General features: G+C 33.7%; 15 protein-coding genes, 1 tRNA gene and 4 pseudogenes. 7 read left to right on the top strand and 13 right to left on the bottom strand.

Annotation, left to right across the window (positions count from 1 at the left end):
• Positions 1–115: 115 nt before the first annotated feature.
• From OOK92_RS05000 to wmk (OOK92_RS04980), 5 genes and pseudogenes are all read left to right on the top strand, one after another.
• Entirely contained in the window at positions 116–1,804 is a 1,689-nt protein-coding gene (locus OOK92_RS05000; protein WP_264735421.1) for a recombinase family protein, read from the top strand.
• A pseudogene (locus OOK92_RS08415) lies at positions 1,780–1,938 on the top strand (JAB domain-containing protein); the annotation flags it as partial. The gene OOK92_RS05000 and the pseudogene OOK92_RS08415, both read left to right, overlap by 25 nt.
• A 102-nt stretch (positions 1,939–2,040) precedes the next feature.
• A complete protein-coding gene (locus tag OOK92_RS04990) occupies positions 2,041–3,183 on the top strand; it encodes a hypothetical protein (RefSeq protein ID WP_264735420.1) in 1,143 nt (380 codons plus the stop codon).
• Between the two features lie 65 nt (positions 3,184–3,248).
• Positions 3,249–4,163: a WO male-killing family protein Wmk gene (gene wmk, locus OOK92_RS04985; RefSeq protein ID WP_264735419.1), complete on the top strand. Its 915-nt coding sequence runs from the start codon at positions 3,249–3,251 to the stop codon at positions 4,161–4,163.
• A 113-nt stretch (positions 4,164–4,276) separates the two neighbouring features.
• Positions 4,277–5,128 (top strand): WO male-killing family protein Wmk, encoded by an 852-nt coding sequence (gene wmk / locus OOK92_RS04980; RefSeq protein WP_406722695.1) that lies wholly within the window; start codon positions 4,277–4,279, stop codon positions 5,126–5,128.
• Positions 5,129–5,180: 52 nt separating this feature from the next.
• On the opposite strand, the gene OOK92_RS04975 is transcribed toward wmk (OOK92_RS04980), so the two are convergent.
• On the bottom strand, positions 5,181–6,092 hold the full coding sequence (locus OOK92_RS04975; protein WP_264735417.1) for a patatin-like phospholipase family protein: 912 nt from the start codon (positions 6,090–6,092) through the stop codon (positions 5,181–5,183).
• Here OOK92_RS04975 and OOK92_RS04970 point away from each other — a divergent pair.
• Positions 6,079–6,597: pseudogene (locus OOK92_RS04970) on the top strand (phospholipase D family nuclease); the annotation flags it as partial. The gene OOK92_RS04975 and the pseudogene OOK92_RS04970 sit on opposite strands and share 14 nt — an antisense overlap.
• Here the strand turns inward: OOK92_RS04970 and OOK92_RS04965 are convergent.
• The 12 genes and pseudogenes from OOK92_RS04965 to OOK92_RS04910 all read right to left on the bottom strand — a co-directional run bounded on the left by OOK92_RS04965 (position 6,588) and on the right by OOK92_RS04910 (position 15,309).
• Entirely contained in the window at positions 6,588–6,806 is a 219-nt protein-coding gene (locus tag OOK92_RS04965; protein ID WP_264735416.1) for a hypothetical protein, read from the bottom strand. The pseudogene OOK92_RS04970 and the gene OOK92_RS04965 overlap by 10 nt on opposite strands.
• Before the next feature lie 67 nt (positions 6,807–6,873).
• Positions 6,874–7,392: an ankyrin repeat domain-containing protein gene (locus OOK92_RS04960; RefSeq protein ID WP_262986489.1), complete on the bottom strand. Its 519-nt coding sequence runs from the start codon at positions 7,390–7,392 to the stop codon at positions 6,874–6,876.
• Between the two features lie 48 nt (positions 7,393–7,440).
• On the bottom strand, positions 7,441–8,337 hold the full coding sequence (locus tag OOK92_RS04955; protein ID WP_264735415.1) for a phage late control D family protein: 897 nt from the start codon (positions 8,335–8,337) through the stop codon (positions 7,441–7,443).
• A gap of 212 nt (positions 8,338–8,549) precedes the next feature.
• Entirely contained in the window at positions 8,550–8,741 is a 192-nt protein-coding gene (locus OOK92_RS04950; RefSeq protein ID WP_264735414.1) for a hypothetical protein, read from the bottom strand.
• A complete protein-coding gene (locus OOK92_RS04945) occupies positions 8,738–8,917 on the bottom strand; it encodes a tail protein X (protein ID WP_264735413.1) in 180 nt (59 codons plus the stop codon). The genes OOK92_RS04950 and OOK92_RS04945 overlap by 4 nt, the downstream gene beginning before the upstream one ends.
• 26 nt (positions 8,918–8,943) lie before the next feature.
• Positions 8,944–9,291, bottom strand: coding sequence for a phage tail protein (locus OOK92_RS04940; RefSeq protein ID WP_264735412.1), 348 nt, complete (start codon positions 9,289–9,291; stop codon positions 8,944–8,946).
• Positions 9,291–11,582, bottom strand: a complete 2,292-nt coding sequence (locus tag OOK92_RS04935; RefSeq protein WP_264735411.1) for a phage tail tape measure protein — start codon at positions 11,580–11,582, stop codon at positions 9,291–9,293. Before OOK92_RS04935 ends, OOK92_RS04940 begins: the two co-directional genes overlap by 1 nt.
• A gap of 109 nt (positions 11,583–11,691) precedes the next feature.
• Entirely contained in the window at positions 11,692–11,811 is a 120-nt protein-coding gene (locus tag OOK92_RS04930) for a phage tail assembly protein (RefSeq protein WP_264735354.1), read from the bottom strand.
• Positions 11,812–12,182: 371 nt separating this feature from the next.
• The gene (locus OOK92_RS04925) at positions 12,183–12,440 is read right to left on the bottom strand and encodes a phage tail assembly protein (protein WP_264735410.1); all 258 of its coding nucleotides are present in this window, start codon (positions 12,438–12,440) and stop codon (positions 12,183–12,185) included.
• A gap of 72 nt (positions 12,441–12,512) precedes the next feature.
• Positions 12,513–13,534: pseudogene (locus tag OOK92_RS04920) on the bottom strand (IS110 family RNA-guided transposase).
• A 202-nt stretch (positions 13,535–13,736) separates the two neighbouring features.
• Positions 13,737–14,825, bottom strand: a pseudogene (locus tag OOK92_RS04915) (ComEC/Rec2 family competence protein); the annotation flags it as partial.
• A gap of 232 nt (positions 14,826–15,057) precedes the next feature.
• Entirely contained in the window at positions 15,058–15,309 is a 252-nt protein-coding gene (locus OOK92_RS04910) for a hypothetical protein (RefSeq protein WP_264735409.1), read from the bottom strand.
• 429 nt (positions 15,310–15,738) lie between these two features.
• Between OOK92_RS04910 and OOK92_RS04905 the strand changes: the two genes are divergently transcribed.
• Positions 15,739–15,815: transfer RNA gene (locus tag OOK92_RS04905), tRNA-Met, on the top strand.
• Positions 15,816–16,237 lie beyond the last annotated feature (422 nt).

The following is a 16,237-nucleotide window of genomic DNA, read 5'->3' as shown; positions in this document are numbered from 1 at the left end:
GCTATACGGATTAGCTGTAGCTATGAAACTAACCGGTTGGCAGAAAAGTATTTGTTAGATGCTTATGAAAAAGCCGTGTCAAAGCAAGTAAGCCAAAAAAATTTAAAACATAAAAATGGGATTCAAGGAGGATCAAATGGTAACAGTGAGTTTATATGCAAGAGTTTCTTCGGGGAAACAAGCACAAGAAAATACAATAGCAAGTCAAGTTGCAGCTTTAGAGAAGCAAATTAGTACGGATGGATACAAATTATTAAGTGAGTATAAATTTATTGATAATGGCTACAGTGGATCTAATCTAGTCCGTCCTGATCTAGAAAAGTTACGTGATAAAGTAACAGAAGGTAAAATTGATAGAATTTACATTCATTCACCTGATCGCTTATCTAGAAAATATGCATATCAAATGGTATTACTTGAAGAATTTGAGAAAGCAGGAGCAGAAACGGTTTTCTTAAATTATGAGATTAACGATAATCCAGAATCTCAATTGCTGTTACAAATGCAAGGTATGATAGCAGAATATGAACGAGCGAAAATTATGGAACGAAGTCGTCGCGGAAAGATTTATGCAGCTAATAAAGGTTGTGTAAGCGTAATGGGAGGAGCTCCTTATGGTTATCGTTATATAGATAAATATATGGGAGGAGGACAAGCTTTATTTGAAATAAACGAAGAAGAAGCTAATGTTGTTAGGAAAGTATTTTTGTGGATAGGAAGAGAAAGGACAAGTATTGGGGAAGTGTGTCGTCGGCTAAACACTATGTCTATTATAACACGAACAGGAAAAAAGTACTGGGATAGAAGTGTGATTTGGGGTATGTTAAAAAATCCTGCTTACAAAGGACAAGCGGCTTTTGGTAAAACAAAAGTAGGTATAAAGTTACAACATATCAGACCACAGAAACATTCTTGTGAACAACCGAAAGATAATTACTCTACCTATTCTGTTGAAAAAGCAAATTGGATTTATGTTAAAGTGCCAAATATAGTGGACGAAGATGTATTTGATATAGTTCAAGAACAATTAGCTGAGAATAGAAAAATAGCAAGGACAAGAGAAAGAGGAGCAAAATATTTACTACAAGGTTTAATCGTATGTAAGCGTTGTCGTTATGCATATTACGGAAGTCCTGTAAGAAATAAGCGAGGAGAAAAAATTGATCATTATGCTTATTATCGTTGTATTGGTAGAGATTCTTACCGTTTTGGTGGTAATAAAATTTGTGATAATAAACACATTCGTACAGATGCATTAGAAACAGCCGTTTGGGAAGAGGTTAAGCATTTATTGAAAAATCCAAATAGGGTTTTAGAAGAATACAGGCGTAGACTTTCAGAGCTTAAAAAATCATCATGGGATCAAAAAAGCGATTTACTAGAGAAACAAGAAAATAAATTAAAACGTGGTATTGCTAGACTTATTGATAGTTATGCTCAAGAATATATTAATCAAGAAGAATTTGAACCACGAATTAAAGCAATGAAACAAAGTTTAAAAACAATTGAAGAGGAGAAGAAAAGGATATTCGATCAAAAGAAATTAAAACAGGAATTAACTTTGGTTGTAACCAATTTAGAAGACTTTTCTTCCAATATTACATCAAACCTTGATAACGCAGACTGGCTAACTAAACGTGATATTATTAGAACGTTAGTCAAGAGAATTGAAATTAACCTTGAGGACGTAAATGTGGTATTTCGTGTAAAAGAGCTACCAAACTCTCCTGGAAATAATCGAGAAGAAAAGAAAAATTTGCAACATTGTTGGCGGGGTAATACAACCATCCTGGGGGACGCTTAGAACCATCAGAAGAAGATCAAGAAGTAACGAAGAGCTTAGCAGCAGCATGTAGTACTGTAAGCGTTAGATTATTTGACCATATTATCATCACAAGTGGAGGCTATTTCAGCTTTCGAGAGAACGGATTGTTATAGTAGAAAGTATTTGCAAATCTACTCATTATAATTTATACTGAGTAATAGAATGTATAAACTAAGATTTATATACTTAAAAAGTATTTTTAATATGGGGGTTATATGACTAGTAAAGACAAGTTATTGAAGAAAATATTTGGTGCTCTTGAAGGCGTTGATATAAAGCAGTCTAAGTTTGTGAGCAAAATTAATAATCAGAAGGAGATAAAACCGGAAGATACAATGCCTTTCCCTAGCAGAAACGTTCACGAAAACAAAATCAACTATGGAAAAGGACTTGACTACATATATGGCACAAAACCTTTGAGTAATCAAGCAGATTATCCAGAAGGGTTGAATCCATTTGCTTCAGCTTTGCAAAAAATAAAGCCAAGTGCAGAAAAGTTGAGCTGGCTTAAAAGTGCTGTGGTAAGAGCAAAAAGTTTAAAAGAGATGAATAAAGTTATAGATGAAGTAATAGGTGATGGAGCAAGGCTAAATGCATGTAATGATGGGGAATGGAGTTTCGCAGAATATGTAGTATTAGGTACACATTTTCACAGATTAGAAAAAAGTGATCGAAAAAAGCTAATACGTAAATTAATGCTAAGCGGTGCAGAGTTTCATGATACTTTACTGCAGAATAAACTGATAGGTGAAATCTATGATGAGCTACAATCAGAAGTTCAGCCACAGATAGATAAGCAACTAGAAGAACTAGAAAAAGCTGGCGAAAGTGCTATTCAAGAAGGATCCTTAATAGATTTCGAGATAGACAATACAACATCATATATAGAATTTTCTGATGATAGCAAGGTAGAGGTAGCCAAAATACTGGAAGCAAACAGAGGTTTAATTTTAAGAATGGGCAATAATGCAGTAGAGGTTAAAAGCGAGAAAGGAGATATAAGAAACTATACTGATATGTCAGATGGAAGCTCTATTGTATTAGAATTTCCTACGAGCATTGGTAAGCTAAATGTTATATTGTACCACGATGTAAAAAAATATGATCAAGTACAAGTCAGAGTAGAAAACAAGGAAATGTGGGCTGAGTTACAAAAAAGAGGCGAAGAAATAGGAAAAAATTGCCTCTTTGGGGGAGTAAAACTTAAAGAAGCAGTAGAGAGAGGTAGTTTCACTAGATGTGGCATATGGAGTGAAAAGTATGCTATAAAAGAGATTAGCAATGATGAAGTATTGTCTCCGTCTTCATGGGTAAATAGGGTATTTGGAGGTAGTAAAGAAACCTTTAGGGAACTTTAATTCATTTATTTTAAGGTTCCAGAGTTTACTGGAGCCTTTGAGCTATAGTAGAAAATATTATATATATGGTTTTTTGCGTGGAAAAAAGTCTAGACTATGAAGTAGGGCAAAAATTGAAAAGTTGGAGGTTAGAGCGAGGGTATACTCAAAAGGATTTAGCGGAGAAAATTGGTGTAAAGTACTGGGTAATACTGCAATATGAAAAAGGGAACCGTAGAATTTCAATTGAAAGGTTGTATGCTATAGCTGAGACACTATCAATCAGTATTACGGATCTTATTCCTGTATCAAAAAGCTGTCTTGAAGATGAGGGAGAAGAAATATTAAACCTAATAAGAAAATATAAGAAGATTAACGATCAGGAGTTACGTAAGATGTTTTGTTTGCTAACCAAATTTGTCCAAGTCAGTGAAAAAAGTAGTAGAAAATCGGAAAAAATAAAAATTGCAAATGGTCTGGTTAAAGCAGGAATTTCTGTTGATATTGTTTCACAAGCAATTGGCCTCTCTGCTGATGAATGTATTGAAGAAAAAACGGGTTCTATCTACTACAAAATAGGAAAGAAGATAAAAGAATGGAGGCTAGTGAGAGAGTATACTCAAAAAGATTTAGCAGAGAAAATGAATACAACACGTCACGAAATAAGCAACTATGAACAAGGAAGGACTGCTGTTCCACTTGATAAATTATATGAAATGGCAGAAGCGTTATCGATTAATATTACAGATCTACTAATAGATGAAGGTAGTAAAGTAGAAAATGAGCTACAGGATTTGATTAAAGAATACAAAGAAATTGAGAGCCAAGAACTACGTCATGCATTAAGAGAGTCTCTGTTTGAAGGTATAAGGATTTGTGAAGAAAAAGTGAGGAAAGCGGAAAGAATCAAAGTTGCAAAAGATTTAGTAAAAGGGGGAATTTCTATTGATATTATTTTGCAAGCGGTAGGTTTATCTATTGATATGGTTTTAGATGGATAGCTCGTAAAAAAATTATAGTAATAAAGTTTTTTTCTTAAAAGGAGGTATATGTGTTTGTTTCTGCAAGCAATGTTAGCTATGGAATAGGGCAAAGAATAGAAAATTGTAGGTTAATGCGAGGTCATACTCAAATAGGATTAGCAGGTCAAGTAGGTTTAACATACCAAGAAGTGAACAGCTATGAGAATGGTTATACTCCTATTCCAATTGGAGTACTATATGTAATAGCAAGAGTATTATCAGTTAATGCTGTAGATCTATTACCTAGACCAATAACAGTAAGAGAGTATAAAGATGAAGACGAAGAAATACTCTATCTAACAAAAATATATGAGAATCAAAAGTTAGGCAAAATAGTACCTTCATTAATCAGGTTTGTTCATATTAGCGAGAAAATCAATCAAGAGGAGGCAAGATTAGAAGTAGCAAAAAATCTAGTTAAAGAAGGAGTTTCAGTTGACATAATTTCCCAAGCAACCGGCTTATCTATTTACGAGTATGATAATACAGAGAAAGAAGTCTGCACTGATTCTATATACTACAGAGTAGGGCAAAGAATAAGAGAATGGAGATTGATAAGGAGATACACTCAAAAAGATTTGGCGGATAAAGTTGGTGTAACACTCAAGGAAATACACGAATATGAAAAAGGGTATACTGCCATATCATTAGATAAATTATATGAAATAGCAGGAGAATTATCAGTGAATATTAAAGCTCTGCTACCTAAAACAAGAGAAAGCAAAAAGCTATTGAGTTTAATGGATGAGTACAGAGAACAAGAATTATTAGATGCATTAGTCAAATCTCTATCTGAAGAAATGAAAAATGGCAAGGAAAAAGTTAAAAAAGCAGAAAAAATCAAGGTTGCAAAAAATCTAGCAAAGGCAGATATTTCTATTGATATTATTGTGCGAGCAAGTGGCCTAACTGCTGATGAGTTGAGTGAGTGTGAAAAAAGATAGTTGGCTACTGAGAAATAATATATTAAGATATAAGTAAAAGTAGTTATATATTTTATATTTCTATACAGAATTTTTCTATCACTTTCTGATTGTCCTCTATCATTGCCTTTGCCTCCTGTTGAAGAAATTTGATATTTTTTGATGTAATGTTATCCATGTCAGCCGACGCTAGCTTCAATTGCGATTGTATTCTTACGTATCTATTGCCTATTACTTGATTCATCTGATAATTTACGCAGTCCAATCCAGAGGCAAACATCACATTTAACAAAGGTTTTATCCAGCCTATTTTTCCAAATCTCTTTGAATTGGCATACTCTATGCTTCTATCTGTTCTGCCAGTACCTATCGATAACAGTAGAATATCATCATTAGGAAACAATTTCTTACCACTTGCATATGCACAAGCCGCTGGATTATTGGCAAATATCCCTCCATCCACTAATACTCTGTCTATCTGATCAATTTTTAGATGTTTTGGTATGAAATAAGTGGGTGCAGCCGTTGCAGCTCTGAGTGCATCTTTCAGCTTAATATTACCTTCTTTCCAGCTTTTAAAGAAAAATGGACGATTATTGTGAATATCATAACTTGTTATCAGTACCTTACTTAATGTGTTTTTTAGAATATCCTCTCCAAAATATTTATCCAGTACAGATTCAATATTTTTATGTGGGTATTGTGTGCAATTAAGCCAAGAAAATATTGATCTTCTCAAAAATGAAGATTTAAAAATATATGGTCCATATTCCCGATAGAACTCGACTAAATCATTAGCAGAATATTGAGGTTTATCTTTTTTACATAATCCTGCTACAACAATTCCACCAGTTGAGGTTCCTGCCATTAAGTGAAAGATTTCAGCTATAGTTCTTCTTGTTCTTTTTTCTATTTCTGCTAGAATAATGGCTGGTATTATGCCCCTTATGCCTCCTCCGTCAACTGAAAGGATGTATTTAGTCATGATTAGATATTTATTAGTTCTATTAACTTGCTCACTTTTATCAGGTTGTGTTTCTTGTCCAACTACTACTGTATGTTTCACTCCTGGGGAAAATTGCACCAATCTAATAATTGATTCTGTGGATCATGCTAAAAAATCCGTGTTGGTTCAGGCATACCAATTTACCTCAAAGCCTATTGCTGAATCCTTGGTTCAAGCTAAAAAGCGTGGAGTTGATATTAAGGTTATTCTAGATGAATCACAAACTAGTTCAAAACATAGTGTAATTAACGAATTATTTGAGCACAAAATCCCGATATGGATTGATTTTAAACCCGCTATTGCTCATAGCAAGGTAATTATTATTGATGAGCAAAAAATCATAACCGGATCATTTAACTTTTCAGATGCCGCTCAGCAAAGAAATGCTGAAAACCTACTGATCATAACAGGAGATTCTCCACTAGTTGAACAATACGTCAAAAATTGGAAAAATCGCCAATCGCAGTCTAAGCATTATACACCAGACTTTAAGTTATCTTTGAATTCATCTAATTCCTCAGAAAGATTTTTTACCCTTTCCTCAAGTACTAACACTTTTTCCATTAAACCATATTCAATAAGTTTATCGTGAAGCTGTACCCTTGAGTCTAGCTTGGACAACCACCATATGAATCCTACAGTCTGTAGAACTATTGTTATTATTAACGCTATTGGGATTTTTTGCTTTTTCATGTGAAAATATTAACTTGTTATGGATAGTTTTAGAAATTTATGTATAGATTATAGAAAACTTACAGCTTTAGTGATTACTTTTTGTTGATTCGTATTGATCCTCTGCTTTAGCAAGTAGCTTTATGATTTCTCTATATGTTTTGCCTTTGTTTTTATCATATCGCAATTCCACTACAGCCATATCTCTTGGTCTTCTTCCATCTCGATCTGTAGCTATAGGATTTGATCCTTTATCTAATAAGAATTTGACAATTTCTAAATGTCCATTATCTGCAGCATAATGTAGTGCTGTTCGCTTAAATTTATTGGCAGTATTTATATCAACATCCTTTTCTACTAAAAATTTTATAATTTCTAAACATCCTTTTTCTGCAGCATAATGCAATGCTTTTTCGCCAATATTTACATTATTTTGTATCAAGAGCTCGATATTTTCTAGGTCACAAGTTTCAGATGCAATCTCTAATTTAGTAATGCTATCTTTATATCTCTTTTCAGATAAGGAAATACATACGATTACAATACATACTGCTAGTGCTATTAATAAAATTAGTCTATTTTTATATATGATCGAATTTATGTTCATGTATTATATATTTATTTGGAATTAAATGACCATTTGCTTAAGTTTCACTTAAACAGCTTTGCTCACTGTTGCCTCTACTATAGTTTGATATCCTCTATTATTCAGAATATGTTCTGCCTTGCTAATTACCCATTCACCTTCAATTTCCTGACAAAATCCTGAAAGGCTGATCTTAGCTTCTGCAAATAATTCTGGATTACCAGGAACAGTTACATTTAAATTTGATGTACTACGTTTTAGTTGTTTTAACTTAGCTGCTGCTGCACTAATTGCTGATTCTGCGGTAGAGTAAAGCGTTTGCAGGGTATAACTTGGACCCTCATTTCCCACTTTCTCTTCTATAGTTTCTCCCTTTTCATAACTGTGCCATTTTGCAATAACAGATCCATATTTGTTACGCACATTAAAATTTACCTCCCAATTTATAATATCTTTAGGTGTTAATACTGTTGTACCTAACATCTTTCCAGTCGCTGATCTTGCTTCTCCCTTCGGAATAAAAATTATATATCCTCCTGCTGGTTTTACTAGTGCATCATATTTTTTGCCTAATCCTTCCAAAAAACTCATGTCGCTTTCATCTGCTTGAATGGTATGTGGTATAAATATATTTTCAAATCTTTCAGCGACTTTACCTTCATACCCATGTTCTTGTGCTATTTCTTTAATCAAATCTCCCAAGGTAATGTCTTTCCATTCCTTTGATTTTCTTTCCTTTAATGATCCTCTTAAACTTGCAGCGTCACATTTTATTCTTAAAGTTTGTGGTGGACTTTGTATTGTAATTTGATTTGCCTTATATACCCCCATAGGTAATAAACCTGTTTCTTTATATCCTAGAAAAACCTGTAAATTACCCTTAAGTTCTAAAGCGCTAGAACTATAATTAATACATATCTCAGCTTCGTCACTTGTAGTACCTGATCCATCAGGGCTTTGTTGCATCGCTAGCTATGATGGATTAAAGATAAAAAAGATGGAGAATATCAGTAGCTTATTATTCTGGTATTTATAACAAGAACGGTCAGTGAATACCTAAATTTGAGTAAAAGAAATTTCACTACCACTCACTAATCCGGCTAAAATTCAAGAATTTCAATGCTTTAGCTATTTTCAATAGAATTAAGTTTATTAATATAAATAATAAATTACTATTCTTAAATTTGATCAGATTGATTGCAAAAAAACAAGATTTTCAATAGGTTGCTTATAATCCTAGCTATAGTTAGCCTTTCATAAGTAGCGATGCAACAAAGCCATCCATCAGTGACACGTAGTAATATTAAACTCTTTTTTAAAAGCTCTGTTACTGGGTTATTTTTTGCTACTATATCAAAATCTGGTGTCATTCATCTAAAATGTTTATAACAGATTCTTTCGGTATTTTTTGAATTTTAGGAAGCTTAATTCTCAATCCAGCGGGCAAAAAACTTCCATGTTCTGCAAGTCCTGGATTTTCAAGCAATACTTCCTCCACTGCTTCACTACTGTATCCATAATGTTTCCAGCAAATTTCATCTAACATTTCGTTTTCTTTAGTGTAATAATAAATCACTTGCTGTAACTTTTTAACTTCAAAATAAACTCAACTTTTCTTGGTTTTCCATCAGGAAAAAATAATATCTGTTTTTCTTCTACATTAATAATAACAAAATTCCCAAGTATATTTCCTGAATTATCAACCAGAACGTGTGGTTCTTGAGTATCACGTATATTTTTTAGCTGTTCTAAGCCATTACTCTGATAACGTGAATAAATCACTCCTGTTAGATCAATACATTCAATTCCTGAACCAATGTTTTGTAGCGACGTTTTTTCAATACATTCAATTGTATACCACCTTTCTTCTTTACTGTATCTTAGGCTTGTTGGTTCAAGCTTACATTTTCCAAGCAACATCAATGTAACTCTTCAACTATGTCAAAAAGTGCCCCACGTGCTTGTTCTCTAAATCGTTCTATTACTGCATCAGCAACACTGCGCACATCTTCAGATTTAATGTTGATATTAAACGTTTGATAGAATGCTTGGTTATATACTTTAGATTCCCTATTTTCATATCTACTTTTCTTGAATGCTTTCTCAACTTCTTCTTGTTCTATAGCTCTTTTTTCTTCTATAACACCTTTAACTTTAAAACTCTCAAAATTGCCTTTACTATTTTCTGAAAATTGTTTAATAGCACTATTACTTGTCAATGGGTTTCCGTTACTGAAAATGCTATTTTTAGAAAGCTTATTAACAAAATTTCCATTATTTTCAAATTTTCTAATCGGGTTATTCTCAGCAAATATGCTACTAACTGTATTTCCCATCCATGAAAAAGCTTTTCCTATAGGTTCAATGAGTGATTTCCAAAAGCTAGAGAAAAAGTCTTTCACTTTTTGCCAGTTAGTTAGAACATAAGCTGCACCAGCAACAAGACTCGCTATTAAAAGTCCGATTGGGTTAGTCATTACAGCGAGTGTTATTGCTCTTAGCCCTGTTATTACTGCAGGAAAAACTATAGCTGATAAAAATGAAAATGTTGCCAATATCGTTGCTTTAAGACCAAAAATTGTACTTCCTAATAAAGTAATTCCATAGCCTACTCCCACTACTAAGACTTTCAAACTTATCAAAGCTGCTAAAGTACTCATGATTACCGTAGTTAAAGTTGGATATTTTTCTGCAAAAGAAGCTATACGCTCTGTTATTGCTTTCAAACTTCCAGCTACATAATTTAAAGTAGGCAACATCACTGACCCTAGATTCATGCCAGCTTCAAATACTGCATTTTTAAGTAATTGTAATTTATTAGCTGTAGTGTTTGCCCGATTTTCAAATTCTTTCTGCATTGAGGAGCGGTACTTTCCTTTATCAGCTACCTGTTCAATAGCTTTCTTATAAATGTCTAAGCTTCCTACTAAAAGAGCAATGTCATCTTGAAACCCAGCGCCAAATAGATTCATAAGAATACCGGCACGCTCTTGATCGTCTATTCTTTTTAAAGTTTCAAGGAATTGTAATATTGCCTCTTGAGGATTTTTTTTAATGGTTTGTTCGAGCTCTTCTATACTTGTTCCCATCTCATCTAATGCATCGTGAAATTCAGGACTTTGCTCTCTTGCAGTCTGTAGTTTACTAAGAAAGTTATTTATAGCAGTTGCTGCTTTTTCAGGTTGTTTACCTAAACTTATGAACGTACTTGCTAAGCTACTTGCTTGATCAACTTCTAAACCAAACTGTTTAGCATTACCACCAATTCTATTTAATGTAAGAACCACTTCTTGTGCTTTAGCAGCGGTATTGTCTGAGAGATGGTTTATTATGTTACCTACATTTTCCATACCATCAACTTTAATTCCATAGACGTTGGATATTTTCGCAATAGCATTACCAGCTTCTTCTGCCGACATATCAAACGCTGTGGTCATTTTGGCAACTACTGTTGTAAACTTTATAAGATCATTTTTGTCAATACCAAGCTGACCACCACTTGCAGCTATTTGTGCTAATTCTGCAGCTGACAAGGGTATCTCCCGAGATAATTTCTTTAACTCTTTAGCAAACTTTAATGCTTCATCTTTAGTGTCATTTTGCACAAATTTTACTACTTTCTTTACATCAGCCATAGCCGATTCAAAATCAACAGCAACTTTAATTGGCGCTGCAAGCGTTAGCCCTAGCCCAATAGTCTCTATAATTTGTGACTTAAAATGTGCTTTGCTTGCTAAAAAACTTTGGTGACTACGTATTGCAGACCCAAGCTTACCATACTTACCTTTTAGCACTTCAATAGAAGAACCAAGTTTATATTGATCACTTACTAATGACTTAATATTTCTTCCACTTTTTCTTACTTCTTCATTAAATGAATGCAAAGCATCTCTCTTTTTCAAATATGCTTCTTTTGCTTTTATTGCGGAGGTTTTGGCCTTGTCAAATTCTGCTTTTAAGGTTTTGCTCGGTTTCTCTATTGCCTTCATTTGTTTAGCTAAAGATTTTACTTGATCTTCAAAGCCCTTCCACGACCTCCTGCTAGTCAAAACATCATGACCCAACTGCTTAAATTTTGATACTGATTTTAAAGATGAGTCAAGCTTCCTTATGTTCTCACCAAGATAAGTAAGTTGATTACTACTGCCCTTTATTACAGTATTAAAACTGCCATCTAAAACAGCTCCGATTTTTATAGATAACGTTGACATTTAAGCTCCCTTGCTAATTTGCTCCATGAAATAAATTCACTAATCTCCATATCAAGAATGTGCTCAACTCCACCACCTATGATAGAGCCAAGCACTAGTATTTCTAATCTCAAGTTTTTTGGATAATTGGTGAAAAAAAATCCTTTAATACTTCTTGCACTTTTACATAATCAGCAATATCCAACTCTTCAATTGCTTCTTTTGCAACTGATGTTAGATTGGCAGTCAAAGTTACTTCCTTACTCAGATCACTACCATTAAGTCTCTCAATAGCTAGATACCGTCTTGTGAGTCAATAAAAAAATTATTCAAACTGTACCGTAATCAAAAAATACTTCCAACCCACATCCTGTATAGCGTTATACACTAACCAACAACATTTAATAAATTTGTGTAAGGTACTATTCCACATAAGATGCGATAAGAGCATTTTTTGATTTTAAACTTCAGATACCATTTTGTTAATCAGCAAGAAAATTCAAGATTAACATTTAACTTCCTTTGTTGCTTTACACCATAGAATAAACTCATCCATCTCCATATTGAGTATTTGCTCAATTCCACCACCCGTGACAGAGCTGAGTGCAAGTACTTTCGATCTCAAGTTTTTTGTATAATCGGTGAAAAAAAATCCTTTAGCACTTCTTGTACTTTAGCATAGTCTGCAATATCCAACTCTTCTATAGTTTCCTTCGTAACCGATGTTAAATTTGCAGTTAGGGTGATTTCCTTACTCAAGTCACTACCATTTAAGCGTTCAATTGCCAAATAATCCCTAACTTTTGGACGCCTAATAGTTAGCTCTGCAACAGAAACCCCATTAACTGTTATTGGATTATTGAGTATTATTGTTTGCATAAGTTTACACTCCTAAAAAATAAAATTCTAAAGTCTTTTGTAATTAATATAGATTGGAAGCATTTTTTAATTTTAAAGTACTAAACCTTTATTCAACCTTCTAGCTCTGTAGTTCTTGATATGATCTGGGTCAAAAGCCTTTCTTGAACTTAAAACACCAAAGACTATATGAAGTAACTTACGCATTGCAGCACCAACTATAGACATAGCATGCTTGCCTTTTTCTTTTAATTTTTCGCAAAAAGTCATAACAATAGGATTGTGATTCTTAGCTACTATAGCAGGAAAATACATTGCCTTACGTAATGTTTGTAAACCGGTTTTACTTAATCTGGGCTTGGCATGTACAGATGAGCCTGATGTTATATTTCGTGGTATAGTTCCAGCGTATGCTGCCAATTGCCTGGCATTTATAAAGGCTTTTATATCAGGAATTTCAGCTAAAATAGCTATTGCTGATTCTTCTCCTATTCCTGGAATAGTTAATAGGAGTTGAAAGTCCTCCAACAAATCTTTGTGTTGTTTTAATAGTTCACGTATGGAGTTTTTATTGTTTCTATTGATTGTTCTATGTGCATTGCAAGGCTTTCCCAAGCATTTACAACTTCTTCAGATAGTCTCTCTTTTTTTTCTAAATGATTATTTACTAATGTTAACTCATTTTTTAACGCATCTGAGCAACGATAAAGATGTTTTAATTTTTTCTTTTTAGGAGATGGTGGCATCCAACGGGAAGGTTCCTGTTTTTGACAATAATCTGCAATAATCTCTGCATCAATCTGATCATTTTTTTGTCGTGTAAGCTTACTTTTTGCATAAAATCTTATGCAAGCTGGGTTTACAACACTAACAAAATGTCCAGCATTGTATAGAAATTCAGCTAAAGCCTCGCTATAACAACCCGTGAATTCCATGCAAGCTTTTACTTCTTCTACATTATGTTTTTGTAGAAAGTTCAGCAAACCTTGAAACCCTGTATCATCGTTTTTAAACTTCCGTTTTCTAGTTTCACGTTTTCCTTTTTTACTTATAAATGAGAGAGAAACATCAAAGTGTTCTTTTGAAACATCTATACCTAAAAAGTTGTTGATCATATGTAACTCCATATACTACTATTAAAAATGAAAAGTAAGGCTTACCTTGTGAATACAGAATTAGAACCATTTAGGTCTTTCTATGATACCGTCCAGCCTGTACTTTTGAGAAGGGAACTCTTGTCTTGCTAACAGATTTTATATCTAAGATAATCTTCAAAGTTATTCCCTTCTCCACCTAATGCTTAAGCTTAAAACACCAGATGCTTTTTTCAAGATACAAGATACTGTCAATTGGGCGCTCTATAAATGGCGCTATAATCCATTCAATACCTAAAGGAATCAATAAGACATAAATTATTCCAAGTGGAATAATAATTAACGTAACTATTGGTATAGCAACTAAATTTGTGATAATACCACTAATTGAAAAATAATTAAAATTGTATATCGTGTACGGAACAGTTGCTAAACTTGCTATTACTGAGCTGATCATTATCGACACAAAATATTTCATTATTTTTATTTTGAACAATTTATTAGCATTAATTTGATAACTGGCAACCAGTGCCAAAACCGCAGAAAATGACATCTGAAAGCCTGGCTTTAAAATTGCTTCTGGTTCTACTGAGAGTATCACTGCAGCAGCAAACGCAATTGCTATTAACCCTCGATATTTTCTCTCTATCATTATTGCAACGAGTACTAAAATCACCATGATGTAGGCACGCTGAGCAGAAATTTGCATACCGGTAATCAACAAATAAAACGTGGTTGGCAAGATAGTAAGGAATGCAGATATTTTCTTGGTGTTATACTTAAGAGTCAAAGTTTCAGATATTGCGAATAAATTACGAAACACTATAAAAAACAGGCCAGCAACAAATGATAAATGCAAACCAGATATGGCAAACAAATGTGCTATACCTGAATCTCTTATCGCATCCATAGTTTTTTGGTCTATTCCGTCCTTTTTGCCGATTAGTAATGCAGAAATTATGTCTGCATGTGGTTTTTTAATATTTTGCTGCAGGTTTTCATAAATGTATTGACGGAAAGATTCTATATATTCTTGAAATTTCCTTGCTTCAGCCTTTTTGTGCAAAGCTATTTTGCTTGTTGCAAAACCTGTTGCACTTATTTTCTGATAATATGCTATTCTTGCAAAATCATATGCATGCTCCGAAGGTGCAATCTTTAGAGGGAAGAGTTTTGCTGATAATTTTACTTGATCGCCTATTTTAATGCCTTTTTCCACTTTGGTTCTAACTGATATTCTGATGTTATCTAGAGCTCTATCCGGTGTCATTCCAGCGCGTAACGCTGGAATCCATATCTTTTTTTTCTGGATCCCAGTAGGCTTTGTTGCATCGCTAGCTATGATGGATTAAAGATAAAAAAGATGGAGAATATCAGTAGCTTATTATTCTGGTATTTATAACAAGAACGGTCAGTGAATACCTAAATTTGAGTAAAAGAAATTTCACTACCACTCACTAATCCGGCTAAAATTCAAGAATTTCAATGCTTTAGCTATTTTCAATAGAATTAAGTTTATTAATATAAATAATAAATTACTATTCTTAAATTTGATCAGATTGATTGCAAAAAAACAAGATTTTCAATAGGTTGCTTATAATCCTAGCTATAGTTAGCCTTTCATAAGTAGCGATGCAACAAAGCCATCCCAGTATCAAGTACTGGGATGACAAAAGGGGGTGCTGGGATGACAAAAGGGGGTGCTGGGATGACAAAAGGGGGTGCTGGGATGACAGGAGAGGATTTTGAGATAGTAGAGACAGAAAGCAGAAATTGTTTGTATGAGCCCCTGTCATTAATGTCCTTCACTGTGGCAATTATATCTTTTACGTATCTCTCTTTATCAAGAATTTGAGTATCAACTAAAGCTGTTCTTAATTTACTAGCTGTAAATCCTATGAGCACTGCAATTAAAGCAATGCATAGTATTGTGTACCTTTTGTGCAGTATCGCAATCAGAGTTAGTGTAGGTGGAAGCAAAAGAAAAATAGATATAGTGAAAATGCAGCTTGGTTCAAAACTTAGGGAAAAATAGGTTAAAATCCCTACACACTGACACACAGGAAACCACAGTATCAAGTTATATTTTTCATTACGTAGGTTATGACGTATATAGCTCACTATTATGTCAAAAAAAGTTAATAAATATACTAATATACGACCCATAGCGGATTTTATCCTTGTATATCCTATAATTGCAAGTATAATAGCTAAATAAACAACGACGCGGGATGGAGCAGCTCGGTAGCTCGTCAGGCTCATAACCTGAAGGCCGTAGGTTCAAATCCTACTCCCGCAACCATTTTCCAACTGTGCGAATATTGTGGTTTCAGGTAGAAACTACTTGACAAATTCCCCCAGTCCCCTTATCATGATACTGAAGGTATTCAGTTATCTTCATCTGTGCAGATTAAACAGCAAAAAACAACGTAGTTGGCGTCTTATTTTTAATTTTTTGCACTATGTGCACCTTATGTCTTCACAACATTTCTGGGTTTTTACCTACACAAGCTGAAACGCGCTTATAAGTCGTTTAAGACAGTATAGAACGCCGATTTGCAGGATTAGAGAGTGACAACTAGCTAACACGGGGTTTCTTTTGCCTTTTTTTTCTGCTTAGTAAATTTCTTAAACATTTAAGATAAGGTGAGTTGCACTTAAAAGCAGCTAAATTGCAGTGTTTAAGACTTAAAAAACGCCAATACAGAAAATAGACAGTGACTA

It is taken from the genome of Wolbachia endosymbiont (group A) of Rhinocyllus conicus (assembly GCF_947250775.1).
Lineage (GTDB): Bacteria > Pseudomonadota > Alphaproteobacteria > Rickettsiales > Anaplasmataceae > Wolbachia.
Note: the sequence above shows the minus strand (reverse complement) of the source record. Positions and strands in the feature narration are given on the sequence as shown.